Origin of the sequence: Microbulbifer variabilis (assembly GCF_020524905.1) — a bacterium.
In the GTDB taxonomy this organism is placed as follows: domain Bacteria; phylum Pseudomonadota; class Gammaproteobacteria; order Pseudomonadales; family Cellvibrionaceae; genus Microbulbifer; species Microbulbifer variabilis_A.
Genome location: NZ_JAIVKI010000013.1, coordinates 114,298 through 139,117 on the forward strand (window position 1 = coordinate 114,298; position 24,820 = coordinate 139,117).

20 protein-coding genes and 1 pseudogene are annotated in these 24,820 nt (G+C 43.0%); 16 read left to right on the top strand and 5 right to left on the bottom strand.

What is annotated here, in order from left to right; all coding sequences use genetic code 11:
• Positions 1–224: 224 nt before the first annotated feature.
• From ahpC (LC073_RS14920) to LC073_RS14935, 4 genes are all read left to right on the top strand, one after another.
• On the top strand, positions 225–791 hold the full coding sequence (gene ahpC / locus LC073_RS14920) for an alkyl hydroperoxide reductase subunit C (protein ID WP_226648058.1): 567 nt from the start codon (positions 225–227) through the stop codon (positions 789–791).
• 360 nt (positions 792–1,151) lie between these two features.
• Positions 1,152–1,718 carry an alkyl hydroperoxide reductase subunit C gene (ahpC, locus tag LC073_RS14925; protein ID WP_152452991.1) on the top strand — a complete coding sequence of 189 codons (567 nt, stop codon included), beginning with the start codon at positions 1,152–1,154 and terminating at the stop codon, positions 1,716–1,718.
• 78 nt (positions 1,719–1,796) lie between these two features.
• Entirely contained in the window at positions 1,797–3,347 is a 1,551-nt protein-coding gene (gene ahpF, locus LC073_RS14930; protein WP_226648060.1) for an alkyl hydroperoxide reductase subunit F, read from the top strand.
• 424 nt (positions 3,348–3,771) lie between these two features.
• Entirely contained in the window at positions 3,772–5,085 is a 1,314-nt protein-coding gene (locus tag LC073_RS14935) for an acetyl-CoA hydrolase/transferase family protein (RefSeq protein WP_226648062.1), read from the top strand.
• Between the two features lie 451 nt (positions 5,086–5,536).
• Here LC073_RS14935 and LC073_RS14940 read toward each other — a convergent pair whose 3' ends face one another.
• Positions 5,537–7,897, bottom strand: a complete 2,361-nt coding sequence (locus tag LC073_RS14940) for a phosphoketolase (RefSeq protein WP_226648063.1) — start codon at positions 7,895–7,897, stop codon at positions 5,537–5,539.
• A 473-nt stretch (positions 7,898–8,370) separates the two neighbouring features.
• Between LC073_RS14940 and LC073_RS14945 the strand changes: the two genes are divergently transcribed.
• The 6 genes from LC073_RS14945 to LC073_RS14970 all read left to right on the top strand — a co-directional run bounded on the left by LC073_RS14945 (position 8,371) and on the right by LC073_RS14970 (position 14,482).
• Positions 8,371–9,135 carry a hypothetical protein gene (locus LC073_RS14945; protein ID WP_226648064.1) on the top strand — a complete coding sequence of 255 codons (765 nt, stop codon included), beginning with the start codon at positions 8,371–8,373 and terminating at the stop codon, positions 9,133–9,135.
• A 378-nt stretch (positions 9,136–9,513) separates the two neighbouring features.
• Positions 9,514–9,990 carry a hypothetical protein gene (locus LC073_RS14950; RefSeq protein ID WP_226648066.1) on the top strand — a complete coding sequence of 159 codons (477 nt, stop codon included), beginning with the start codon at positions 9,514–9,516 and terminating at the stop codon, positions 9,988–9,990.
• A 286-nt stretch (positions 9,991–10,276) separates the two neighbouring features.
• On the top strand, positions 10,277–11,704 hold the full coding sequence (locus LC073_RS14955) for an alpha/beta hydrolase family protein (protein WP_226648068.1): 1,428 nt from the start codon (positions 10,277–10,279) through the stop codon (positions 11,702–11,704).
• 65 nt (positions 11,705–11,769) lie between these two features.
• The gene (locus tag LC073_RS14960; RefSeq protein ID WP_226648069.1) at positions 11,770–12,891 is read left to right on the top strand and encodes a sensor histidine kinase; all 1,122 of its coding nucleotides are present in this window, start codon (positions 11,770–11,772) and stop codon (positions 12,889–12,891) included.
• A gap of 3 nt (positions 12,892–12,894) precedes the next feature.
• Positions 12,895–13,611, top strand: coding sequence for a LytR/AlgR family response regulator transcription factor (locus tag LC073_RS21825; protein ID WP_226648071.1), 717 nt, complete (start codon positions 12,895–12,897; stop codon positions 13,609–13,611).
• Between the two features lie 361 nt (positions 13,612–13,972).
• The gene (locus LC073_RS14970; protein ID WP_226648072.1) at positions 13,973–14,482 is read left to right on the top strand and encodes an ester cyclase; all 510 of its coding nucleotides are present in this window, start codon (positions 13,973–13,975) and stop codon (positions 14,480–14,482) included.
• A 327-nt stretch (positions 14,483–14,809) separates the two neighbouring features.
• Here the strand turns inward: LC073_RS14970 and LC073_RS14975 are convergent, their stop codons facing one another.
• Complete coding sequence (locus LC073_RS14975; RefSeq protein ID WP_226648074.1) at positions 14,810–15,496, bottom strand: aspartate/glutamate racemase family protein; 687 nt, start codon at positions 15,494–15,496, stop codon at positions 14,810–14,812.
• A 749-nt stretch (positions 15,497–16,245) separates the two neighbouring features.
• Between LC073_RS14975 and LC073_RS14980 the strand changes: the two genes are divergently transcribed.
• Both LC073_RS14980 and tkt read left to right on the top strand, forming a co-directional pair.
• Positions 16,246–16,755 (top strand): ester cyclase, encoded by a 510-nt coding sequence (locus LC073_RS14980; protein ID WP_226648076.1) that lies wholly within the window; start codon positions 16,246–16,248, stop codon positions 16,753–16,755.
• Positions 16,756–17,369: 614 nt separating this feature from the next.
• A complete protein-coding gene (tkt, locus tag LC073_RS14985; RefSeq protein WP_226648078.1) occupies positions 17,370–19,370 on the top strand; it encodes a transketolase in 2,001 nt (666 codons plus the stop codon).
• A gap of 263 nt (positions 19,371–19,633) precedes the next feature.
• On the opposite strand, the gene LC073_RS22000 is transcribed toward tkt, so the two are convergent.
• Positions 19,634–19,798 (bottom strand): transposase, encoded by a 165-nt coding sequence (locus tag LC073_RS22000; protein ID WP_413231452.1) that lies wholly within the window; start codon positions 19,796–19,798, stop codon positions 19,634–19,636.
• Positions 19,799–20,439: 641 nt separating this feature from the next.
• Here LC073_RS22000 and LC073_RS14995 point away from each other — a divergent pair.
• Complete coding sequence (locus LC073_RS14995) at positions 20,440–22,371, top strand: Ig-like domain-containing protein (RefSeq protein WP_226648080.1); 1,932 nt, start codon at positions 20,440–20,442, stop codon at positions 22,369–22,371.
• A gap of 195 nt (positions 22,372–22,566) precedes the next feature.
• Positions 22,567–22,863: pseudogene (locus LC073_RS15000) on the top strand (transposase); the annotation flags it as partial.
• 21 nt (positions 22,864–22,884) lie between these two features.
• Here LC073_RS15000 and LC073_RS15005 read toward each other — a convergent pair.
• Together LC073_RS15005 and LC073_RS15010 are read right to left on the bottom strand one after the other, a co-directional pair.
• Positions 22,885–23,469, bottom strand: a complete 585-nt coding sequence (locus tag LC073_RS15005; RefSeq protein WP_226648081.1) for a DUF6940 family protein — start codon at positions 23,467–23,469, stop codon at positions 22,885–22,887.
• A 56-nt stretch (positions 23,470–23,525) separates the two neighbouring features.
• Positions 23,526–23,867 carry a DUF6980 family protein gene (locus tag LC073_RS15010; protein WP_413231453.1) on the bottom strand — a complete coding sequence of 114 codons (342 nt, stop codon included), beginning with the start codon at positions 23,865–23,867 and terminating at the stop codon, positions 23,526–23,528.
• A gap of 208 nt (positions 23,868–24,075) precedes the next feature.
• Here LC073_RS15010 and LC073_RS15015 point away from each other — a divergent pair, with 208 nt between their 5' ends.
• Both LC073_RS15015 and LC073_RS15020 read left to right on the top strand, forming a co-directional pair.
• Entirely contained in the window at positions 24,076–24,366 is a 291-nt protein-coding gene (locus LC073_RS15015) for a transposase (protein ID WP_226648085.1), read from the top strand.
• A gap of 11 nt (positions 24,367–24,377) precedes the next feature.
• Positions 24,378–24,820: IS3 family transposase (locus LC073_RS15020; RefSeq protein WP_319004731.1), on the top strand; the 443-nt coding region annotated here is incomplete at its 3' end.

Consider the following 24,820-nt stretch of genomic DNA (forward strand, 5'->3'; position numbering starts at 1 on the left):
TATCCATTACCGGTGAGCAGCACAACGCACACCCCTAGTCCTAGGAGTATCCCTAAAGTCGCCCCTACCCACAATCCAGCCTGCCCGAGACATGCGCATAGCCACAAGCTATCTGACACATTTAAATTGTTAATTTTTATTAAAAAATCCAAAGCAATAGTATTCAAGTTACAGAAGTTACAGACACAACGCGGAATACATTTAATCCAACAAAGGAGCAATTCATGTCCCGTTATATCGAATCCGAACTCAAGCCCTTTAATGCCAAGGCCTATCAGAACGGTGAATTTCACGACGTCAGCGACACCGATGTAAAAGGCAAGTGGGCCGTATTCTTCTTCTACCCCGCGGACTTCACCTTTGTATGCCCCACCGAGCTTGGCGACCTGGCGGACAACTACGAAGAGTTCAAGAAGTTGGGGGTAGAGATCTACTCCGTCTCCACCGATACCCACTTCACCCACAAAGCGTGGCACGACTCCTCTGACACCATCGGTAAGATCCAATACCCGATGATCGGCGACCCCACCGGCACCATTACTCGTAACTTCGGTGTGATGATCGAGGAAGAAGGCATCGCCGACCGCGGCACCTTTGTGATCGACCCGGAAGGACGTATCCAGATCGTTGAAATCACCGCCGGTGGTATCGGCCGTGACGCCAGCGAATTGCTGCGCAAGATCAAAGCTGCCCAGTACGTCGCCGCACACCCCGGTGAAGTCTGCCCTGCCAAGTGGAAAGAAGGTGAAGAGACCCTGGCGCCGTCTCTCGACCTGGTTGGCAAAATTTAAGTTTTCCCAAGCCCTCACAGGATTGGAACCGGCATTGCCCACCTTTTGGTGGGCATTGTCTTTTTAGATTCCCTCTTTGTTGCTTCTCATAACCCTCAACCACCAGGAAGAAGTGTTAATCCCCTCTTCAGTCTTTTGTTTTCCCTACCTATTCACACAAATCCAGTCTTCAAGGACCTTGCCATGACTCTTGGCACTACAGGCTTCCGAAAAGTAATAGCTATTTAAGTAGCCCCATTAATTACTTACAACTATCAGACATATTTAAATTAATAATTTTTATTAAAAATAGCAGCCCGATAGCATAAACCCCGTACCCAAACAACGACCGGCAAGACAGCCATCAATAAGGAGCTATCCATGTCACGTTACATCGAATCCCAGCTGAAGCCCTTCAACGCCAAGGCTTACCAGAACGGCGATTTCTTCGATATCAGCGACGCCGACGTTAAGGGCAAGTGGGCGGTGTTCTTCTTCTACCCCGCCGACTTCACCTTTGTATGCCCTACCGAGCTGGGCGACCTGGCGGACAACTACGAAGAGTTCAAGAAGCTGGGGGTAGAGATCTACTCCGTATCCACGGACACCCACTTCACCCACAAAGCGTGGCACGACTCTTCAGACACCATCGGCAAGATCCAGTACCCGATGATCGGCGATCCCACAGGCACCATCACCCGCAACTTCGGCGTGATGATCGAGGAAGAAGGCATTGCCGACCGCGGCACCTTTGTGATCGACCCGGAAGGTCGCATCCAGATCGTCGAGATCACCGCCGGTGGCATCGGCCGCGATGCCAGCGAGCTACTGCGCAAGATCAAAGCCGCTCAGTATGTCGCCGCACACCCCGGTGAAGTCTGCCCGGCCAAGTGGAAGGAAGGGGAAGAAACCCTAGCGCCCTCCCTCGATCTCGTCGGCAAAATTTAAACCCGAGCAACTCTGACCCGGCCCACCTAAAAGGTGGGCCACACCCAAATTTAGAAATTGTTAGGAAAGGACACACCGATGTTGGATGCAAACCTGAAGAAGCAACTGGACACTTACCTGCAGAATATCGTCAAGCCGATCGAGATTCGTGTGTCCACTGATGACAGTCAGAAATCCAAAGAACTGGAATCGCTGGTCGATGAAATTTCCGCGCTCTCTGGAAAAATCAGTGCACGGCAAGGTCAGGCCAAGCGCACTCCGAGTATGGCCATCGCTCCAGCGGGTGAAGAACCCCGCGTAAGCTTTGCCGGAATACCTCTGGGCCATGAATTCACCTCTCTGGTGTTGGCGTTACTGCAAGCGGGCGGCCATCCCTCCAAGGCGAACCCTGAACTACTGGAGCAGGTGCGCAATCTAAAAGGCGAATTTCACTTTGAAACTTACATATCGCTTTCCTGCCAGAACTGCCCGGATGTGGTTCAAGCACTGAACCTGATGGCTACCCTCAACCCCAACATCACCCACGAGATGATCGATGGCAGCCTGTTCCAGGATGAGGTTGAGCAGCGCAATGTGATGGCGGTACCAGCGGTCTACCTGAACGGCGAACATTTCGGCCAGGGGAGAATGTCTCTGGAAGAAATCGTCAGTAAACTGGATAGCGGCGCCGCAGAACGCAAAACTGAAGAACTCAATGAAAAAGCCCCTTACGACTTACTGGTAGTGGGTGGTGGACCCGCCGGTGCTGCAGCAGCCATTTATGCCGCACGCAAGGGTATTCGAACAGGCCTGGTGGCTGAGCGCTTTGGCGGACAGGTGATGGATACCGTGGGTATCGAAAACTTTATCTCAGTCCCTTACACCGAAGGCCCGAAGCTTTCTGCCAGCCTGGAGCAACACGTTAAAGAGTACGGCGTAGATATTATCACCGACCAACGTGCAGCCAATTTACAGCGCAACGAGATGGTGGATATTGAGCTGGAAAACGGCGCCACCCTGTCCAGTCGCTCAGTCGTACTGGCCACCGGTGCCCGCTGGAGAGAACTCGGCGTGCCGGGTGAAGCGGAATACCGCACTAAAGGCGTTGCCTACTGCCCCCACTGCGACGGCCCCTTCTTTAAAGGTAAGCGCGTTGCGGTTATCGGTGGAGGCAACTCCGGTATTGAGGCGGCCATCGACCTGGCCGGTATTGTCGAGCATGTCACCGTTTTGGAATTTGCCGACAAGCTGCGAGCAGATGACGTTTTAGTACGCAAAGCTCAGCAGATGGATAACGTTGACATTATCGTCAACGCCCAAACCACTGAAGTCCTAGGCGATGGTAACAAGGTAAATGGACTCGCCTACACCGATCGTGAATCTAGAGAAAACAAAAAACTCCATCTGGCAGGAATCTTTGTGCAAATTGGGTTGGTCCCAAATACAGAGTTCCTCAAGGAAACCGATGTAGAAATGAATCGCATGGGAGAGATCGTTATCAACGAGCGTGGCGCAACTTCTGTACCCGGCGTCTACGCTGCCGGCGATGCCACCACTGTGCCTTACAAGCAAATTGTGATTTCCATGGGCGCCGGTGCCACAGCAGCATTGGGCGCATTTGATTACCTGATCCGCTCCTCAGTGGAATAAATATCGATACTTCACAAGGCCGGCCTAAGACCGGCCTTTTTTACTTCTGAACTGCACGGAATATTCCGCCATCCCAGCCCATCATAAGAATTTGCAGTCAAGGTCAATAGGATTCTCTAGCCCTCTTCCTGCCTCATAACCTCTCCTTTTTCCCACCGACACTTCCTGTTCACACTGAACCTGATAGCCTTAAATAGTATCGCCGTAAATAACCTTTCAATTTCTCAATAAATAGCAACAAATCACGACAATATAAAACAGCCACTATAAATAAGCCCTAGTATTAGCCGAGAACGCTATCGAAGCCCTTACTTCACTATCGAGACCGGAAAAATAATCTATTTTAAGTCCAGTGCTAGTAGGCCATAAAGCGCCTAAGGGCCCTGAGAGAAGATAAATAAGTTAACGGTGAATTTAGCGTACTATGAACTACGAAGCCCAATACCATAGAAAATTGACCTCAGCCGATAACGCCATATCCGCAATACCCAGCGAAAGTATCATCTCTATGGGCATGCGTGTAGCCACGCCACCGGCCTTACTAAAGGCTTTAGAAAAGCGAGTTCGGGCAGACGACATAAAGAAGCTTAAGGTGTACTACATGCGTTGCGGCGGCATCGCTATGAAGACCATATTTCAGGAAGATTTATTAGACCGCGTCAGACCTTTTTCATCCATGCTCACTAAAGACGAGGTCAAGCTTGCCAAAAAAGGTTTCGCCAAGGGTAAAAAATATATTAATTATGTTCCTATCTCCTTCAGTCGATACCCTAAAATCATAAAAAATCAAGTTAACTTGGATGCCTTCCTCGTTACAGTGTCCCCAATGGATAAATATGGATATTTCAACTTTGGCACTAGCGGGGATTATGCGATTGAACTATCCAGGCACGCGGACCGATTGATTGTAGAAGTCAATAAGAATATGCCGAGAACTTCTGGGCAAACATTACTCCACATTAACGAAGTAGATGCAATCATAGAAAACGACATTCCATTAATCGAAGAGCCACAGAGAGAAACCTCTGAACTGGACAAAAAAATCAGCGATTATATTGCGCCGTTAATACCTGATGGTGCCACCATTCAAATGGGGATTGGTGGTGTTCCCAATGCCGTATGCGAGCAATTGGTTCATAAGAAGGACCTTGGGATACACACGGAAGTCATCACTATAGGCATGATGAACCTGATCAAATCTGGCGCTGTTAATAATTCACGAAAAACGCTTAATACCCATCTCAATGTTTTCACATTCGCTATAGGTGACAGGGCACTGTATGACTTTATTGACGGAAATCCTTCAATGGCCTGTCTCCCGGTCTCTTACGTCAATGAGCCGCAGACAATTGCTCAAATAGATAACATGATATCAGTCAACTCGTTTATTGAGATCGATTTCAATGGGCAGGTGAATGCAGAATTCACCGATCATCAATTTTCTGGTGTGGGCGGACAACTGGATTTCATTAGAGGTGTCTATTACTCCAGAAATGGTAAGACCATATTGGCAAGCAGCTCTTCGGCACAGGGAGGGAAGATTTCTCGAGTGGTACCACGTTTAAATACAATCACAACAGACTCTAGACTTGATGTTGACTACGTCGTTACTGAATACGGTTGTTGCCAACTTATGGGTAAGTCAACCACCGAACGCACCCATGCCCTAATTAATATTGCTCACCCAGATTTTAGGGACAGCTTGTTAAAGCAAGCTAAAGCGCACAACTTTATCTAAACCGTCAATGAAACAAAAAATATATACAATATTATTAATGACAGGTCACCTCAATGAGAGCCTAAACTTTTGCAACCCAAACCATACAAACCATCTTAACGACAACAACTCAATGAGCGCTCCAATTCTGATGTATTTAACTAAAAAGACAGCAAATACCATGAACAAGAAAGTATCAGGAAGTTTTGACGGAGATAAGATTCAGCTACCTTAAGCTATTATTGAGGGAATTCTTTATGCTGGGAAAGAGTTCACACCCAAACGTAGTTACCTTTCTTGACGACAATTAATGCACACAAAATAGGTAAAAAAAAATCTATTTAAAATAATGTTTAACTTTCGATTACATCGGGGAGATAAAGTTAATATAATGGAAAAAGACAACAAATATTGACTTCAAAAAAACACAACCAGCCGCTCCTAAAAAACTATACCTTAAAGTCAAATTTGATTATTCAATATAACTATTCCACCGCCAGCCTCTCACTTCAGGGAGATCTTCCCCATAAATAGAAATATGAGCCAAGTGTTGTTTTAGCTTCAGTTGGCATTCAGTAATCAGATCGCTCACGTTATGATGATATTTTGACACCGCATGAGCAACCTCTATAGCCAAATGAAAGCGACTTATAAGATTACAAACAACCATGTCAAATGGTGTAGTGGTTCCTCCCTCCTCAATATAGCCTCGAACTGTAAATCGTTGTGGATTAAACCTTCGATAAATAAGTCCATGTATAACCCTGGGATGGCCGTGAAATGCAAAGATGACTGGCACATCACGCCCAAATATTTTTTCAAACTTACTATTACTGACACCCTGAGGGTGTTCATCATTTGGAAGTAACGTGAAGAGGTTAACCAGATTAACAACTCTTAGTTTTAATCCTGGAATCTTATCTCTAATTAAGCTTACAGCCGCCAAGGTTTCTAGTGTAGGTGTATCTCCCGCACAAGCCATAATCACTTCTGGAGTTTGAGTATCATTGGAGGCCCACTCCCAAATTGAAATCCCGCTTTCACAATGCGCTCTCGCCTGTTCAAACGTTAACCACTGGGGCATTGGTTGCTTGCCTGATATAATCAAGTTAATACAATGTTTACTTTTCAGGCAATGTTCCACTACTTGTAGAAGACAGTTTTCATCGGGAGGCAGATATATCCTGGAAAGAGAGGCTTTCTTCTGGACAACAGATTCAATGAATCCAGGTGCTTGATGCGTATAGCCATTGTGATCCTGTCGCCAGACATAGGAGGTCAACAAGTAATTGAGAGAAGCTATCGGCGCTCTCCAAAAAACTTCACCAGACGATTTTAACCACTTTCCATGCTGATTCAGCATTGAGTCAACGATCAAAGCAAAAGCCTCATAACAGGGAAATATTCCGTGACGGCCAGTCAATAGATAACCTTCTAACCACCCCTGACACAAATGCTCACTTAAAATTTCCAATACTCTCCCCTCAGCGCTCAAAGCTTCATCGCCATCAAAAATCTCTCCCAGATAGACTCTTCCGGTTACCTCAAATATGTGGTTTAAACGATTCGAATTCAGCTCATCTGGGCAGAAGATTCTGAAGTTGTCTCTATTTGCTTTTATAGCATCCCGCAAGAACGCACTTAAGCTTTTAGTAGCCTCAAGATTAATACTTCCTGGAGCTGATAGATTTACTGCATAGTTTTTACTGTTCGGCAGATTAAGCGCTTTCAGAATTTTTCCACCGTTAGCATAGGGACTAAATCCCATGCGCAGTTCGGTACTCGGTAAGATAGATAGAACTCTATCCACAGGTGTTCCATTCTCATCAAATAATTCTTCAGGTCGATAACTCAACAACCATGAACGAAGTATATTGAGATGCTCATTATTACTTGCCACATCCAGCATTGGCACATGATGAGATCGAAAACTGTTCTCACACTTTTCTCCATCAATAAATTTTGGACCAGTCCATCCTTTTGGTGATTTGAGTATAATTATGGGCCAATCCTTAGGACTTTCTGCATGAGTCTCACTCTGAATTTGTCGAATAACATGATATGCCCAGTCCAAAGCCTTCCATAAGGCTCCATGCATCAGATCCTCAGTATCCCCTTCGACAATGCGAGGGATATATCCGCATCCACTAAAGAACTGAATGATCTTGGAATTGTCCATACGCCCGAATACTGTCGGGCTGGAAATCTTAAAGCCATTCAAGTGAAGGAGCGGTAACACGGCGCCATCTCGCCGAGGGTTTATGAACCGGTTAGAATGCCAACTTGCAGCCAAAGGCCCAGTCTCGGCCTCACCATCTCCCACCACACACACAGCGATAAGATCCGGGTTATCAAATACAGCTCCAAAAGCATGAGCCAGAGAGTATCCCAGCTCTCCGCCTTCATGAATTGCCCCTGGGGTCGAAGCGCTCACATGACTTGGTGCATCTCTAGGCCAGCAAAAGCCTCTAAAAAAGTTTTCTAAACCAGCGCTATCAAGGCCCAAACTACTGTCAATACTCCCTAGGGTTCCCTCCAGGTATAAGTTCGCTCTAATAGACGGAGCGCCATGACCAGGTCCGCATATAAATAGTACCCTGGCACCAGTATCCTGGATTAATCGGTTCAGATGAGCGTAAATAAGGTTTAATCCAGGGGAGGTACCCCAATGACCAAAAAGTCTTCTCTTTATATGTTCGGGTTCTAGAGGAGCTCTCAAAAGAGGATTCTTGTATAAATATAACTGGCCGGCAGAGAGATAATTACAGGCTCGAAAGTAGGCATCAATTGCTACAACACGCTCTGGAGTTATAGGACACATGTATGTCTCCATTACCCTAAAGATATTTGTACCATCAAAGAAAGAAGTCTCAACACAATACTAATGTAAGGAGCAGACTCTGAGGTTCCACTAACTAATTGAGTACTTACGCGCCATTAATACTAACCTCCTCGCCGCTAGAACACTGCCAATAACAAAGTGTAGTTATAGTAGTTCTTAATCCAGTGTTAGCTGACATTCTCAATCCTGGAGATATAGAAGCTATCTGTTGATGCCCACTTAGAACCTGCCCCAATACACATCGACAAGGTTTTAACAGGCGACCCTCTGTAATCCTGCGTAAGAAATCAACCGAAACAAAACCAATAAAACATCATATTATTCATCCACAAAAAGTAATCCATGGTATGTATCAACTAGATCATCATCGAAATCGGCCATGATAGCTTTAAAAGATGCCTACTCAACTTTAACCCTTAGAATTTTGTAGTTCTCCACACATAACCTAAAGTAAGAATAACCTTATGGCCAGAAACAAGGTAAATCCTGTTACAAACTTTGTCCGTTCCGGATCATTAAGTTCAGCACTCGAAACACATGCTGAACAGAGGCTGGTTACCTATTTTCACTATGCGCTTACACTTAAAATATTGATTGATCAGATATATTCCAGGACGGGAACAGACACGCCTTATTTGAACTTTGTGAGTCTGAAGGCCACTGATCAAGTAGGTACAGGTATAAGAGAAAAGGGAAACACTTCTAGATACACATTTGATAAAAATCAATTAATGGGTACTTTACCGGTAACTTCATTTAGTAGTTGCGATGCTGCTCACTTCTGCAATCTTGGTGTGCAGGGAAATTTAACCAGCTTACTAGGAAGTAACCAGGAGCATGCCTTATACAGTAATCTTGTCGCATTTGCAGGAGACGCTCGAATCCTCCCTCAAAAAGTCAACGTTGGACCTGATAGAAAAATCGATGTTGCACATCAAGAACTTATACGCTCTCAATTGCAAGGCTCCCCATCAAACAATAAGGGGGCAATAACTAGCAAACACAACTACGACAACTATATATCCGTTGCTCGGAATAAAATGATTGTTTATAGGGACTCAAAGAATAATATAGGAGAAATTGGACTGGCAGAATGTGCACAATCTTACATCAATTTTTACGATAGGCCCCAGAGCTATCATAATGCGATTTTTCTTGATTTTGCCAAAAGACATATGAATGAAATCCGTCATTATAAGTTAACCGTTAGTGATTATGTGGCCTGGTAAGATAATTAATTTGCGATCCTTCATCTCCAAAAAAAGGAGTCGCTGAACCTCTCTATTACAGACAATAGTAATGTCTCATAAATGAGTCCAACAGGAGGGTAGATTCTATACCTCCTGATAACCAAACATAGACAATATTTAAATCAAGCCCATTCTGATTAAATTTTAGTATTTGACTGTAATTTCGATCCTATCTAGTATCCCCCCCCCAACTTACAGGTTTATAGAATAATAGAACGTCCTCTTCTATCCAGAAAATTCAGACTTACTTCAATGGATGCTCTATACAATGGCGAAACAATGGCAATCTTGCCCTCATGTACTTAACTTTAATGCACGTATCGATCATGAAAACAACATCATTCAGTTGGTATAATTATGCTTAGATCCATTTTTATTTTTTGTAGCCTACTGATGGTAGCTTCGGCAGCCGCCGCAGATACTGGTTATTTTCTTGAACAAGATCTCAATAACGATGGTATTATGGATAAAATTGAGTCTGGCCCTTCTAACCTCTTTGGTAATGGTGGCGGGCCATTCTTAGTAACTCTCAGTCAGCCTGAAGGAAAGTTTGTAACCCAAATTGTTGAGTTACACCCTAAAGCAGCCTCCCTACAAATTAACGGCAATAAAAACCAACTATGGATTTATTGGCGCAACTCATATAACTCAGGTGTACTCAGAACTATCCAACTTGATAACACCTTTAAGGCTCAGGATATTGATATATACTTTTCCGAAGATCGATCTGGATTGACAGAGAAAATTTTTGAAACCATCTTCCACCCAGATCATTTAATAAAATTTCTCGAAATTGAGGGCTATACTCCTCCAAAATATCACTGGGGAAAGTGATAGAATTTCTTAACTGAAAATCCACCTGATATGGCTAAGTAAATGATATATCTTATATCCTCAGATACTTTCATGAATACCAGTAGATCCATAAACCAATAAAAGCAACATCTCGTCATGAATTGGTACAAATTCACTGCTTTTGCTTCGAGATAAGCCCATTCCGTTCATCCCTTCTCCTGACCGCTCACCAACCTTAAGAAACCACTGGTAATAAATTCGTAACATCGAACAAGTCAGTCGCTAGAATGCCAACCATTCAATAAGCATGTAAGGAAGAAAACTTATGCAGCCTATCAAAACCACATTCGTAGGAACCAAGTGGCGAATAAAATCATTAATACTCGCAATCGGCCTGATTTCAACCAGTGCGATGGCTGAAAATCTGGAAGGCGACTGGAGAACAGTGGCTCAAATCTCTGAAGAAGGAAATTTGCCTATAGTCATTCATCTTGAGGAAGAAAACGGCAAATGGATCGGAACATTGGATAACCCCTCGCAGCGCGAGAAAGGATTAGAGCTCTCAATGCTGGAAATCCAAGACAATAGTATCACTTTCGAAGTAAAAGACTTACGAATCAAGTACAAAGGCACCTATAGTACAGCTGTAGACCTTGTATTTGGCTCTATCGGTCAAAAAAATGCAACGCCTATGAACTTTAGTAGGACATCTGAAAGTGCAAAGAATAAACCAAATAATCGACCCCAGACACCACAAGGACCTTTTCCGTATAGCATCGAGGAAGTAAGCTTTAACGACCCTACGACAGGCAATGTCATCTCCGGGACACTGACTAAACCAGAGTCAAATATCAAGGCAACCGCCGTTCTTATCAGTGGCTCAGGTCCTCAAGACCGTGATGAAACCTTGTTTGGCCATAAGCCATTCGCGATAATCGCCGATCACCTGACACGGCAAGGCTATGCAGTATTTCGCTATGACGACCGCGGCATTGGGGGTTCCAGTGGTGACTTCCGAGCAGCAACCAGCGAAGATTTTGCTAGTGACACCAGTGCGGCTGTAGATTATTTAAACAGCCGTAAAGATCTACCCAAAGGTAGGGTTGGATTAATTGGGCATAGTGAAGGTGGTATGATAGCACCAATGGTTGCTAGCAGCCGAGATGATATCGCATTTTCAATCCTGCTTGCTGGCCCAGGCGTTAAAATACCAGAACTGATTGTTGATCAATGGTATCGGGATCGTAAGTTTAAAGGCTTACCAGAAGAAAGCCTGAAAAGACTTAGCCAGTTAGATAAAGAGATTTTTGAAAAAATTGGCCAACTTGGAGTCAAAGAGAGTATCAATGGTGAAATAGATAAGCTGCTTTACGAAAGCGTCAAGCTCGAAGGTACAAAGGAAGAATATCTGGATGATCAGGTTGAACAACTGAAGAAGGAATACTCTACACTTTGGTTCCGTTATTTTCTTAAGTTCAACCCTGAATCTTATTTAAAGCAGATAAAATCACCTTTGCTAGCTCTCAATGGATCATTGGATTTTCAAGTTGATGCAAAAATGAATCTGAGTAATATACAATCAGTACTAAGTAGCGCTGGCCACAAGGACTTCAAAACTATTGAACTAGAAAAAATGAACCACCTTTTTCAATCAGCACAAAATGGCTCATTTTCAGAATATGCCGAAATAGAAGAGAGCTTTTCACCAATTGCGCTGAATACAATGTCATCATGGCTAAATGAACGCTTCTAGTCATAATAAGGAATTTCAACCTATGGCTCCTAATTTAGGAGCCATGTTATTAATATACATACTCCATGGATTTTCTAAAATCACCCACTCCTTCTGTAAAGTTCCTATCCTATCATTTTGGTGGCTGGGCAATATTCTCACTTGTAAATACATTCTCACTGGGACTACTGACTCAGGATCATCTTGACAAGATCGCAATACACATAGTAACAGTAGTATTAACCGTTGGACTCTCCACTCTTATTGTCCGAGAAATAATATATCGCTTTAATCTTTTTGATAAAAGCTGGTATCAACAGTGGGGATATTTGCTTTCCGCTTCGATCTTCCTAGGATATATATGTGCCTGTATCGCAGTAAGTATCATATATGCTTACTACAAATCTGAGGGATATATAGTTATCCGCACTTTCTGGGAAGCCGTGTTTGATAGCTGGCTTATCCTTATCCTACTTATGTTAACCTGGTCTCTAATTTACCTTGCAACGGTAAATCAAGATAGATTGCGTAAAGCAGAGCAAGATGCAACGCAACTTAAGCTACAACTCAATGAAGTAAAAATGAGCGCGCTAATGGGGCAACTAAATCCTCACTTTCTTTTTAATGGATTGAATAATATTCGCGCACTAATACTTGAAGATACTACCAGGTCAAGAGAGATGTTAACCAACCTCTCTGATCTCCTACGCTATACATTATTGGCCCATAAACATAAGACTGTACCATTAAGAGATGAGTTAGAAATCGTTTGTCAGTATATTGAGCTAATAAAAATTCAATATGAAGAGCGACTCTCATTCACACTCGATGTAAACAACGATTTATTAAGCAAGCATATCCCACCACTTCTGATACAACTCCTTGCTGAAAATGCTGTACGCCATGGTATTGAGAAAACCAAACAAGGCGGCGAACTGGTAATTAGAGTGCATAAAGAAAATGATAATATTGCTATTTCTGTATCAAATCCCGGCACTTTAAAGATGGGTAAATCAGTAACAAGCATGACTGAATATGATCCGTCTGGAGATGTTTATAACAGGGGTGCAGGATTGGGGCTAATTAACATAAAAAAAAGATTAGCAATACAGTATGGAGATGAATCAAAATTTGAAATCAAGCAACAAGGTGCTCAAGTGATTGCCCTGTGCTTCATCCCTGAATCTCCCTTACAATGTGTGGTATAAGAAGTGAAAGCAATTATTGTTGAAGATTCCCGGCTCGCAAGAAATGAATTGAGAGAGTTACTCAAATCACACAAGCATATTAACTTGGTTGCAGAGGCACAAAACTGCGAACAAGCAATTTCTCTTATCGCTGAAAAGCAGCCCGATTTAATGTTCCTGGATATCAATCTCCCTGATGGCAATGGATTTGATATTCTAGAAAGATTGGATTCTACTCCTCAAGTGATTTTTACAACAGCTTATGATGAATATGCGATACAAGCTTTTGAAGTAAATGCTCTGGACTATTTACTAAAACCAATCAATCCTAAGAAACTGAAACGAGCCCTGGATAAGACATTTAGTGATATACCATCTCAACCTCCCAGAAATTCAGTAAGTTACTTAGATGCTCACAATAAAATATTTATTAAAGACGGCGAAAGTTGCTGGCTGATAGAAATCGGGAAAATCCGTTACTTTGAAAACTGCGGCAATCACGCACAAGTTTTCTTCGATGATAGCAAACCATTTATCTATAAGTCTTTAGCCAAAATTGAGCAACGATTGAACCCTGAAATATTCTTTCGTGTAAACCGAAAACAAATCATCAACCTGAACTTTATTAAAGATATTGAATCATGGGTTAATAGTGGATTACTAATAACCATGTCAGACGGAAAGGAGATCGAGGTTGCCAGAAGGCCAGCCACCAAGTTACGTGAGAGGTTGAGCTTTTAGCCTATTGAGGAGCTCAGGATATGGGGCCTGTGGATTTTCGAGCCACTAAATCAACAACCTAAATAAATAATCAATAAGTGCTGTCATCGAAATTAGCATTGGCACCTTAAAACTTACTGGCCTCTCTCCTCTTGTTCAAAATACAGCTGTTGCTTCCACCGGTATACAAAGTTATTAACGACTTCTCTACTTCCCGAGCAAGGTTAAGAAAATGTTATTGCCAAACTGTATTATACTCCGTGCGATTCCTTAGGTTAACATCCATGCTTTGCGTTAGAAATTTTACTTCCTTACCCACCATTATTTATATATTGAAGCCAACATTATCTATTGCCTTCTTTAAAATGTCTGGAGAATCCACATGATCAAACGTCTATTACCTTTGGCATTAACGATATTTCTATGCCTATTTGGAATTACTAGTAACGCTATCGCACAATCCAACAACCTGCAAGAGAATAAGAAAATCGCTATGCAGGCAATAGAGCTGTGGCTAAGTGGAACCAATATCAATCCAGAAGCAATTTTCGCTTCAGACTATATAAATAATCTAGACTCCGCTACAAACTCCAGTGCTGGACCTCAAAAACGTAACCTTAAAGAATTCGAGGAAGAAGTCAAAAAATTCCATTCTGCCTTCGAGGATATAAAACTGCTTAATTCAATGCAGGCCGCTGAAGGTGACTTAGTCTCTACCCATGTAATTATTAGTGCCAAACATAACGGTTCGTTTATGGGTGAGACTCCGACAAAAAAGACTATCACTTGGGATGCAGTGGAATTCGTCAAGATTAAGGATGGTAAAATTAAGGAAACCTGGGTAACTTGGGATAAATATGGATTTCTTAAGCAACTGGGAATATTGAAATAACTTTTTTAAGAGGGTCAATACTTATTGGGAATGAGTTAATGCTCGTAGCCCTCGTCTGACCGTCGTAAATACCCCTCACCAGCAACCCGATTTCCAAACTGCAAATTCCATCGCCTCATGCAACTATCGAGGCGATTTTCAAATAGGTAAACTAGTAATGGTCTATAACGTCACGAACCGCATAGGAAACTAGAGATATCAACTTGAAAAACCAATTGACGTAGGAGTGTCCACCTGTTTATTTGACTTCATTAAACAAGAAGATGTGTATTAGGTGTAATGATAGCCGCACCGCTACTCTTTCTCGCAACCTAATACTCCTGCCCGTTACCGGCTGTTTAACTTTAAATACTTCCTTACCGTCGCTTCAGCTAAAGCTTTTGTCGAGTCTACTAAATTTATGCTGGTTTCATCATAGGAGAGAACAGCATTTATATCCGTACAAGCTATCACTGCTTCAGTAACCCCCTCTTCCCGCAAGTCAACAAGTAACTTATTCCACTCATTAGCTGCATTTGTTCCTATACTCCCAGACTTGATCAGAGAGATGATGTTATCAATCCTAGGTTGCCACGCCTCATTAAAATAAAAATCCACTCCAGCTTTTGAAAAGCCAGCTTGATAGAGTTTTGAATCGAATGTTCCCTGCGTACCCAATATCGTAGCACGACCAGCTCCACTCAGATGAGAAAGCGTTTCATCAACAATATTTAATAATGGAACATTGATCGAATGGGAAAGTGCCTCATAATAGAGGTGAGCTGAGTTGCATGGCATCGCAATAAAATCCACCCCAGCCTTTTGAAGCTGGAGCAAACCTTCTTTTATGGTTCGACTCATTAAGTTGTGATCAATCGGCCGATCTATGTAAAAGGGGGTAGGAAGCGATAAAATCATTATACGGGGAAAGTCCTCATCAAGCTTCGCATCGTACAAACTTTGACACTGATCTATCACCGCATCTATAAATGGTGCTGTTGAGCGTGGCCCCATTCCCGCTAGTATTCCAATCATAAATCTATTCAACCGTGTTTTTCTTCATTGAGGTAAGGGAGTGCCTCGAATACCTCACCACCTAAACTGCCTGACTTCCGCATCACCTTTACTGCAAAAGGCAACCCTAGGACAGCAAAGTATCGCTTCCTTGATTACCTGTAAAGTACAGAACTCCAGCCAAAGGAACTCCATGAAGAATTGCCTGATTTTTATGGGGTTCAAAGGAATATTATTTTGCCTTATTGAAATATATACAAATTATCCACTTTCACAATTCTCGCAAAGAATGAAACTGTTTGAGGCATTGCAGATAAATAGGCACGTTAGCAAATGCTGCCCGGAACCCAAAATGCACTACCTTTTTGATTCGTTAGCCTCGCCTAAGACTAAATCAAAGTTTACCATATGAGATTAAAATCCTATTGCTTAGTAAACCACTCACTCATCTAGCGGACTTCATTGCTATAATTTTCAATCCTTTATCAACAGTAATCCTTACCACCATCTATAGAGCTATCACTGCCCTGCGCACAATAAGCCCTATCACCAACGAATAGATCTGTGACGGCGTAATTGTCAAATTATTTAGGCTAACCGCAATTATTGAGTGGAATTTCTCATTTAAACGGGATTAGAATACCGGGTGAATACAGTTGTTACATCAATGTGCTTATTTGCCTTTAATATCCTTTGTAATATTTTCATCAATCACTTATTTATGTCGTCGTATATCAGTTATGCATTAATGAACAAATGGAGAATTTTAAATGATTGAGCGTCTTATCCCATTTACTCTAATAATAGGATTCTGTCTATTCGGCATCGCCAATGGCGTTATCGCACAATCTAACAACCCCCAGGAAAATAAAGAAATCGCGATGCGGGCGATTGACTGGTGGTTAAGCGGGGCCGACATAGATCCAACAACATTGTTTGCTTCCGATTATATAAGTCACCTCGACTCTGCCACAAATCCCAATCAGGGCCGGCAAAAACATAGCTTAAAGGAAGTAGAAGCCGAAATAGAAAAATTTCATGCCGCATTCAAAAATGTAAAAATACTTAACACCATACAAGTAGCCGAAGATAATTTGGTAGCTACCCATGTAGTTATTCAAGCCAATCATGTTGGTTCCTTCATGGGAGAACCCCCTACAAAGAAAACAGTCACCTATGATGCCGTAGAGTTCGTCAAGATTGAGGATGGAAAAATCATTGAGACCTGGGTCACCTGGGATAAATATGGTTTCCTAAAGCAAATGGGCGCCTTGAAGTAATCATATATTAGGGATAGCTACCCCAAAAAAGTTTGGTTCCGCAAAGTTACCGTTCTAATCTACTGTGTGGATTGGATGCAAGGTAGTATCCAAAGACTATCTCGCAGCCAATCCACAAGAGAGTAGCTATACCCGCTGGCCGAATCGTCTGCCTTTTTCAGGCAATCAAAACAATAGTAGCTCTAGCCGATGAGGTATTTGATTACAAATCCCTGTGCCAATATTGGGAAAACAAGAAAATTCCACTGCCAGCTATTGTTTTATCTCAAACCACGGCAGCTTTGTTGCTTTGCTAAACCTTTTAATTGACACCAAGTTCTAAAGGATTCATAGGAACTTCTATCCAAAAGCACAGAGATTCCTGATAAGGGCTAAGATAACGGGGTTAGCATTACAGCACACAAATATCGTGAAAGAACAAAAAAGGTAATAGTACTCTGCCTTAGAGCAAGATGTGGTCTATGTATGTGACTATCACATGAATCCCGTTGATCAAAGGTGTTGTGAGCGCTTGAACTGACCCTCATTAGATCAGTCAATCTTCTAATTCCGGGAGAATATTCCCTGCTCTAAATTTAACGACGCAGCCATTCCTAAGATGAGTGAGCTCTCTTATGCCTTCTACCTACTCTCGCACGGACATGGCCAACGCACTCCGCGCACTGTCCATGGATGCAGTCCAAAAAGCCAACAGTGGCCACCCAGGCACACCTATGGGTATGGCGGATATTGCTGAAGTCTTGTGGAATGATTATCTGAAACATAACCCAGCAAACCCTAAATGGGCCGACCGGGACCGTTTTGTGCTCTCCAACGGCCACGGCTCCATACTGTTGTATTCACTGTTACATCTGTCCGGCTACGACCTATCAATCGAGGAACTAAAGAGCTTCTGTCAGTTGCATTCCAAGACCCCTGGCCATCCAGAGTATGGTTATACACCAGGCGTTGAAGCCACAACCGGCCCCCTCGGCCAGGGCATTGCCAATGCAGCGGGCATGGCACTGGCAGAGAAAACGCTAGCTGCACATTTCAATCGCCCCGGTTACGAGCTGGTAAACCACCATACCTATGTATTTATGGGAGATGGCTGCCTGATGGAAGGTATCTCCCATGAAGCCTGCTCTCTAGCCGGCACTCTGGGCTTGGGTAAGTTGATCGCCTTCTATGACGACAACGGTATTTCTGATGATGGCGATGTGGAAGGCTGGTTTACAGACGATACACTTAAGCGCTTCGAATCCTATGGTTGGCATACCATCCCCAACTTAAATGGTCACGACGCCACCGCCATCAAATCTGCGATAGAGAAAGCTCTCTCAGTAACAGATAAGCCCACCATCATCTGCTGTCAGACAGTGATCGGCTTTGGTTCTCCCAACAAGCAGGGCCGTAAAGAATGTCATGGCGAACCATTGGGTGATGACGAAATCGCCCTGGTTCTCAAGGCCATCGACTGGACTCCCGCACCTTTTGAGATTCCTGAAGATATCTATGCCGGATGGAATGCAAAAGCAAAGGGTGAGGCTCAGAATGACGAATGGAAAAGTATCCTATCCAACTATTGCGAAGAATTTCCATATCTAGCTGTTGAATTTGAGCGCCGCGTGAGCGGAGAACTGCCGGTAGGCTTCTTTGCTAAAGCCGATGAGTATATCAAACTGTGCCAAAAAGATGGGAAGAAAATTTCCTCTCGTGAGGCGAGCCAGAACGCATTAAATGCTTACGCCCCGCTGTTGCCAGAGCTTCTCGGCGGCTCTGCCGACCTAAGCGGCCCCTGCTTCAGTCTTTGGTCCGGTTCCAAAAACATAAGTGCCCAAGATGCTTCTGGCAACTATGTTCACTACGGTATACGTGAATTTGGTATGAGCGCTATGATGAACGGCATAGCTTTACATGGAGGTTTCATTCCCTATGGAGCAACCTTCTTGGTGTTCATGGATTATGCCCGCAGTGCCGTGCGAATGGCCGCACTAATGAAACAACGCGTTATTTTCATCTACACCCACGACTCTATCGGGCTCGGTGAAAACGGCCCAACCCACCAGCCTGTTGAGCAGCTAGGTACTCTGCGCTCCACACCCAACCTACATACCTGGCGCCCCTGCGATACCACTGAATCTGCAGTGAGCTGGAAAATGACAATCGCTCGCAAGAAAGGACCAAGCGTATTGGTATTTAGCCGTCAGGAACTAGAACCGCAGAAGCGCAATACCGTGCAACTGGCTCAAATTGAAAAAGGCGGCTACGTACTATCCGACTGCGAAGGCACCCCTGAGGTCATTATTATTGCTACCGGTTCCGAGGTATCACAGGCCGTGGCCACCCAGAAAAAGCTTACCGACAAGCGAGTTCGCGTAGTTTCCATGCCTTGTGTAGAAGCCTTTATGGAGCAGAAGGAGTCCTACCGCGAGTCTGTATTGCCTACATCTGTGCGCACACGTGTGGCAGAGGAGGCCGGCCATAAAAACTATTGGTACAAGTTTGTCGGCCTTGAAGGCGGCATTGTAGGAATGAGTACTTTTGGTGAGTCAGCACCTGGCCATGAGTTGATGCAGTACTTCGGCTTCACCACAGATAACTTAATCAAAACCATTGAGAAGCTACTGAAGTAATTCAGGTATTTAGTTTGGCTTTATCACAAATAGAATGTCACATGGAATCAGCAACTACCCGCATAGCGGGTGGTATGGTGAAAGCCTCAAAAGGGGGCTAGTTACAATCCCGCCAGCTACATCTGCTCTTGACGGTGCTCTTTAACCTCTTGATTCTTGATGTACTCTTGAGTCATCTGCTCATCGAGCCCCACTGTACTTACACAGTATCCTCAGACCCAAAAGTATCTTCCTGAAAAATTTCTCTGTATATGTTTGTACTTTCAAAATATCTGGATCGCAGATTTCCCTTTCAAAGACCCAATCGTATTGGAAACACTGAACTTCGGAGGAATCATTAACAACATATGAATGTGATCCCTGATTGCGCACCCCTCAACCAACTCAATACTCTTTTGACGAGATAAGTCTAGAAATATCGCTCCGATCTCCCGTCAAAATGTTCCAAATAATGCTTTCTTTCGATACTTAGGCACAAATACCACGCAGTACCTGCAATAATGCTTCATGTGAGCTTGGTACTGCCAATCTCGCATATGGCCTCCTTTATAGAACGTGCCGGTTCATGGAGGCCATATTTTTCATTCTATACGCCGGAACGGCAGAGCCCTGTCAAGTTTCACCGTCAGAGGTGGTGGTTTACCTATGTATTAATTAATATGTAAATTTACCTACATCAAAATAAACCAAACAACTCACAACCTGCTAAGAAAATTCATGCTTTTTTCACAACCTTTATCATAATAATAAAAATCATTAATTAAACCACTTAAGCCGGCAAACCCAATCTATAAATTGCAGACATTTATTTTTAATACAATCACTCTAAAAAATCCCTATAGTCATGTGATCGACCATCAATATAGATTAAGAGGCATGGTAAGAAGTCAACTTGGGGCTTTTACTCCTAAACTTTCAGCATGAAATATAACTTTTAGATTTTATTAAAAAAGTGACTTTCAAATGGTAAAACGGTAATCTTGGTTCAGGAATCATCCAAATTTAGCACGACAGTTTCAATTGATAATTTTCTCTTTGATTCCAGGAGTTTTGTAATAGGGAAGTAAGTATGAAAGATCGTATTCTAAAGTTAATACTCTGTGTCACAATCGCCTCATCACTTTATGGCTGTAGTGGCGGCTCAGGGGGTAGTGACTCAACAAACAGCGATTCCGAAAGTAGCCATGGAAATAGTTCTGGAGATAACTCTGGGGATGGCACAGAAACTAATTCCGATAATGGTTCTGAGGGCGTTGATACTACACCTCCAACAACGGATGGGCCTGGCAGTGATACTCAACCACTTTCAGTAAGCCTCAAGCCAGCTAGCGGCAGCATCATTGGGCCAAATGAGGATATTCAGCTGAACTTCAGTACTTCCATTCAACTAGATAATGTTACGTTATCTGGAACTATGGGTGAAGACGGAGTGATTACTCAGCTTGATGAAGATACACTGATAGTAAATCCAAAAGCGGGGTGGGTAAATTTATCAGAATATACCTTAGTCATTAATGCAGGAATTGATGCTGATAACAGCATGGAAGAGGTTGTTGCCTTTTATCAGATAGATACGCAGCCCCCCTCTGTTGTCAATTTTACTCCAGGGACGGTTCGCTTAGAGAATGACGACATAATCAAGGTTCTCTTCTCAGAGTCTATGGATGTCGAAAGTCTTCAATTGACTGGTAGCCTTACTGAAGATGGCTATACCATTGCTTGGTCTGAAACCAATGTTAGGAATGATACATTATCCATTAAACCCGATACCACCTGGGAGTCTGGCCAAGACCGCGACATTAGCATTGATGTTAATGACCAGGCAGGTAACAAAATATCGCAATATAGCAGTACTTTTACTATCCCTTTATATTTTGAGAATTTTGACTCCGCAAAAGTTGTTATTGGTCAAGATAACTTTTCTAGCAGTGATGTAGGAATAAGCGCGAAAAACTTTTCATTTCAACCCAGCGGCGATGTAAGTGTTGACAATGAAGGAAAACTATATATTTCAGATACATCCTCTAATAGGGTGTTAGTCTTTAACTCTATCCCCACCATTAATGGCGCTCCTGCAGATATGGCGGTAGGTAAGGATGGACTGGATACTCTCACCCTATCTGACAAACGACAGGAATTATTTGGCCCATCAGATGTAAGCTTTGATAGTAATAACCTTCTAATTTCACAATATAAAGAAAGGCTTATCTCTATTTATGACAGAATAACGATTGGGATGGGGGCGATACCTTCTCTGACATTAACAATTGGTGAAGATGATATTTCCCCTTGTGTGAGCCTGGCACTCTGGATTAGTTGGGGAGCCTCTATTGCGGATAAAAAAATTCTAGTCACCGATGCAGGAAACGATAGGATTTTGATTTGGAACACGCAACCAGATAATAACAACACGCCTCCAGATCTAGTGCTCGGTCAGACATCGTTAGTAGATTGCGTCCTGGATGGACCTTCTGCAAATACTTTCAATTCACCTACTGATGTATGGAGTGATGGAAAAAAACTAGCAATTATAGACAGCGGAAACAATCGCATTCTTCTATGGAAAAATTTCCCCAGCAAAAATTTTGAGCCTGCAGATGTAGTTCTAGGACAACTGGACTTCACAAGTAGAAATAAGGAGTTAACAAACAAAGAAGGCATAGAATGGCCCGTCAATGAGTTCACTTTTAACGAACCATCAACTGGAATTTGGTCAAATGGAATTCAACTCTTTGTTGCTGACAGCAAAAATAATCGAATTTTGATTTGGGACAAGTGGCCAACCACAAATTTTGAACCTGCAGACAGAGTTCTAGGTCAGAATGGTTTTACTAATTTTACCGCAAATGATGCAAATCAAAACGGTATTGGATATCCGGATGAAGCTGAATCGCCGACAGCATCTACTCTAAATGAGCCCACGGGAATTTTTGGCTATAAAAATAACTTATTTATTACTGACTCCGGGAACCATCGAATCTTAATTTTTAAATCTCGCTAATACTCACATTAAGCTGCAGGGCGACTCATCCTCTGGATAAGGGTATGGAGCCCTGCTTATTGCTCATCTTTTGACTGATCCATACTTGGGGAAGTTAGCACAGTATTTTTATTAGGCAAATCACTGCGCTAAGAAGTGGGGTTTTTGATCATTTTTTTCCGTACCCGAATCAAAAGGTAGAGGTCTACTTAATGGGGAAAGGTTTCCAAAGAGATTGCAGCACCTGTAGGAGTCGCCCCGATGAATCGCGATAGCGGCAGCTTCCAGGGTAAGCGCTATATTCGAGGTGGGCGACATCATGTACGCACGATTATGTTTACTTCTATGATGTCGGAAATACAATGTCACCCTAAATTAAAGCCAATGTATGAGCGCCTGGTCGCTGCTGGTAAACCAACGAAAGTAGCCCTTATCGCATGCATGAGGAAGCTACTTATCATGCTAAATACGATGGTAAAAACCAACACTTATTGGCATGAAAAAATGGCTTGAATTATTGACAAGGTACCATACTCACTTGTTAGGCGATTGTTTAAACTTTGAATAATGATAATACTTCGGCTTTGTATCAAAACGAACGTGTAGCCATGCTACACCACCACCGGCAGTACTAAGCCACACAGGTATATTTGACGCCAATTCAAGACCCACTTTACCGACTAGACGCCATAGGTCTTGCTGCTGACTGATAGGCGCTGTACTCGTAAATGATGCAAGATGGCAGTAATTAGCTGCTTGATTTTGACATGATGGAACTACTAGGTGGGCATCCTTCCCCAAGCTTTGGAAAGATACGACCGTTTTATCTGTATCCGATATATATGATTCAAACGGTTTAGAATTAGCTTTACGATTTATTGAGGGATCATTTAAAACTACAAACTCAAATTCTTGATCCAATGTTCCTTCAGTATATCCGGGAGTTTCCCACCTAAATGACTCAAACGGTAATTCTTGTAACGAAGCAATGAAAAAATTACGAAAATCTTCGTCGATTTTTAATGATTCCAGCGCTTCACGATAAGAAATAGCTTTGTCATTCTTCTGAACAACAAACCGATAACCATCCAATACTTCAGATTTACTTAAATTCCACATAATCTTTTTTTCGCCTAACCTTCGCATTTGCGGCGGCTGAAGCATAGCGTAAGTTGTCAGGTCGCGATAGCGGCGAACAACATGCGCTTGTTAATTTTTTCGATGCCAAGCATCACTATTGAATTTCTCTGGTAGATTTTGTTCAGGGGAATCATCAAAACCATACTCTCAAGCTTATCAAACCATTCATCTCGCTTAGAGCCTGGTAGCTCTAGGCCATACCATGGACAAAACTTGATAGAAATAGAACTACTACCGCCATCATGGACAATGAGACTAAATTCATCGAACTTCGGGATATAGGAAACAGGGTCATCTGGACACTCGTAGATATTCTTGTGACCCTTACAGTCAAACTCGACTCTTTCTCCCATTTCTTCGTAACAATGTATAATTATCTTGGATACTTAACGCCCGTGGAGGGCTGAAAGCTCGGAGCATCCTGCTTGCGATTGTTATGTAATTTTTCCCGATTTTTTTTCTACGAAGCACCCTGCCAACGTATGCACCGAAAATGGACGCAATAACTAAACCAAGACCGAATGTAGTGGTCTAATTCTTCCGGACACTTCGCTAAGATGGTAAAACTACCAAGCGAGGTGAAGTATGACAACAAAAGGTACACGTAGGCATTTCAAGCCGGAGTTCAAGAAAGACGCCGTAGCCTTAGTCTCCGAGCAAGGGTATTCGATTTCTAAGGCAGCTGAAGTTGTTGGAACCACTACCAACAATCTACGACGCTGGATAAAGGAACTGAAGCAAGAAGAAAGTGGTGTGAGACTGGGCGCTGATGAGCGAACTGAATTAGGCCGGCTGCGACGTGAGGTAAAGCAGTTACGTATGGAGAAGGAGATCCTAAAAAAGGCCAGCGCCTTCTTTGCGAAAGAAATGAAATAAAATACAGCTTTATTAAAAAGCTTAAAGGCAGCTTTCCAGTTAGGGTACTCTACCGGGTAATGCAGGTAAATAAGAGTAGCTATTACGATTGGTGCTGCCGTAGTGATAGGCCAATAGATAGCCAAACATGGCAGCTATGCCATCGCTTAAAGGCTTTATTTGCAGAATCTCGACAAAGTCTCGGAAGTCGTCGATTAACGAAACTGTTACGCAAAGAAGGCTTTGAAGTTGGGCGCTATCGCATCCGCAAGCTGATGAAAAAGCTTGGACTGGCAGTAAAGGGCAAGAAGCGATTTAGACTGACAACAGACAGTAACCATCAACTGCCGGTCGCCGAGAACCTTTTGAATAGGGATTTTTCACCGAGTACTAAAAACCAAGTTTGGACTACTGATATTACGTACATCTGGACTTTGCAGGGGTGGTTGTACTTGGCAGTAGTGATTGATCTTTA

Coding starts and splice junctions, on each gene's coding strand:
- LC073_RS14945 (WP_226648064.1), top strand. CDS start 8,371: ATGGCCAGAAACAAGGTAAATCCTGTTACAAACTTTGTCCGTTCCGGA.
- ahpC (WP_152452991.1), top strand. CDS start 1,152: ATGTCACGTTACATCGAATCCCAGCTGAAGCCCTTCAACGCCAAGGCT.
- LC073_RS14980 (WP_226648076.1), top strand. CDS start 16,246: ATGATTGAGCGTCTTATCCCATTTACTCTAATAATAGGATTCTGTCTA.
- LC073_RS14970 (WP_226648072.1), top strand. CDS start 13,973: ATGATCAAACGTCTATTACCTTTGGCATTAACGATATTTCTATGCCTA.
- LC073_RS14940 (WP_226648063.1), bottom strand. CDS start 7,897: ATGGAGACATACATGTGTCCTATAACTCCAGAGCGTGTTGTAGCAATT.
- LC073_RS14955 (WP_226648068.1), top strand. CDS start 10,277: ATGCAGCCTATCAAAACCACATTCGTAGGAACCAAGTGGCGAATAAAA.
- LC073_RS15005 (WP_226648081.1), bottom strand. CDS start 23,469: ATGTGGAATTTAAGTAAATCTGAAGTATTGGATGGTTATCGGTTTGTT.
- ahpF (WP_226648060.1), top strand. CDS start 1,797: ATGTTGGATGCAAACCTGAAGAAGCAACTGGACACTTACCTGCAGAAT.
- tkt (WP_226648078.1), top strand. CDS start 17,370: ATGCCTTCTACCTACTCTCGCACGGACATGGCCAACGCACTCCGCGCA.
- LC073_RS15015 (WP_226648085.1), top strand. CDS start 24,076: ATGACAACAAAAGGTACACGTAGGCATTTCAAGCCGGAGTTCAAGAAA.
- LC073_RS14995 (WP_226648080.1), top strand. CDS start 20,440: ATGAAAGATCGTATTCTAAAGTTAATACTCTGTGTCACAATCGCCTCA.
- LC073_RS14960 (WP_226648069.1), top strand. CDS start 11,770: ATGGATTTTCTAAAATCACCCACTCCTTCTGTAAAGTTCCTATCCTAT.
- LC073_RS14935 (WP_226648062.1), top strand. CDS start 3,772: ATGAACTACGAAGCCCAATACCATAGAAAATTGACCTCAGCCGATAAC.
- LC073_RS14950 (WP_226648066.1), top strand. CDS start 9,514: ATGCTTAGATCCATTTTTATTTTTTGTAGCCTACTGATGGTAGCTTCG.
- ahpC (WP_226648058.1), top strand. CDS start 225: ATGTCCCGTTATATCGAATCCGAACTCAAGCCCTTTAATGCCAAGGCC.
- LC073_RS14975 (WP_226648074.1), bottom strand. CDS start 15,496: ATGATTGGAATACTAGCGGGAATGGGGCCACGCTCAACAGCACCATTT.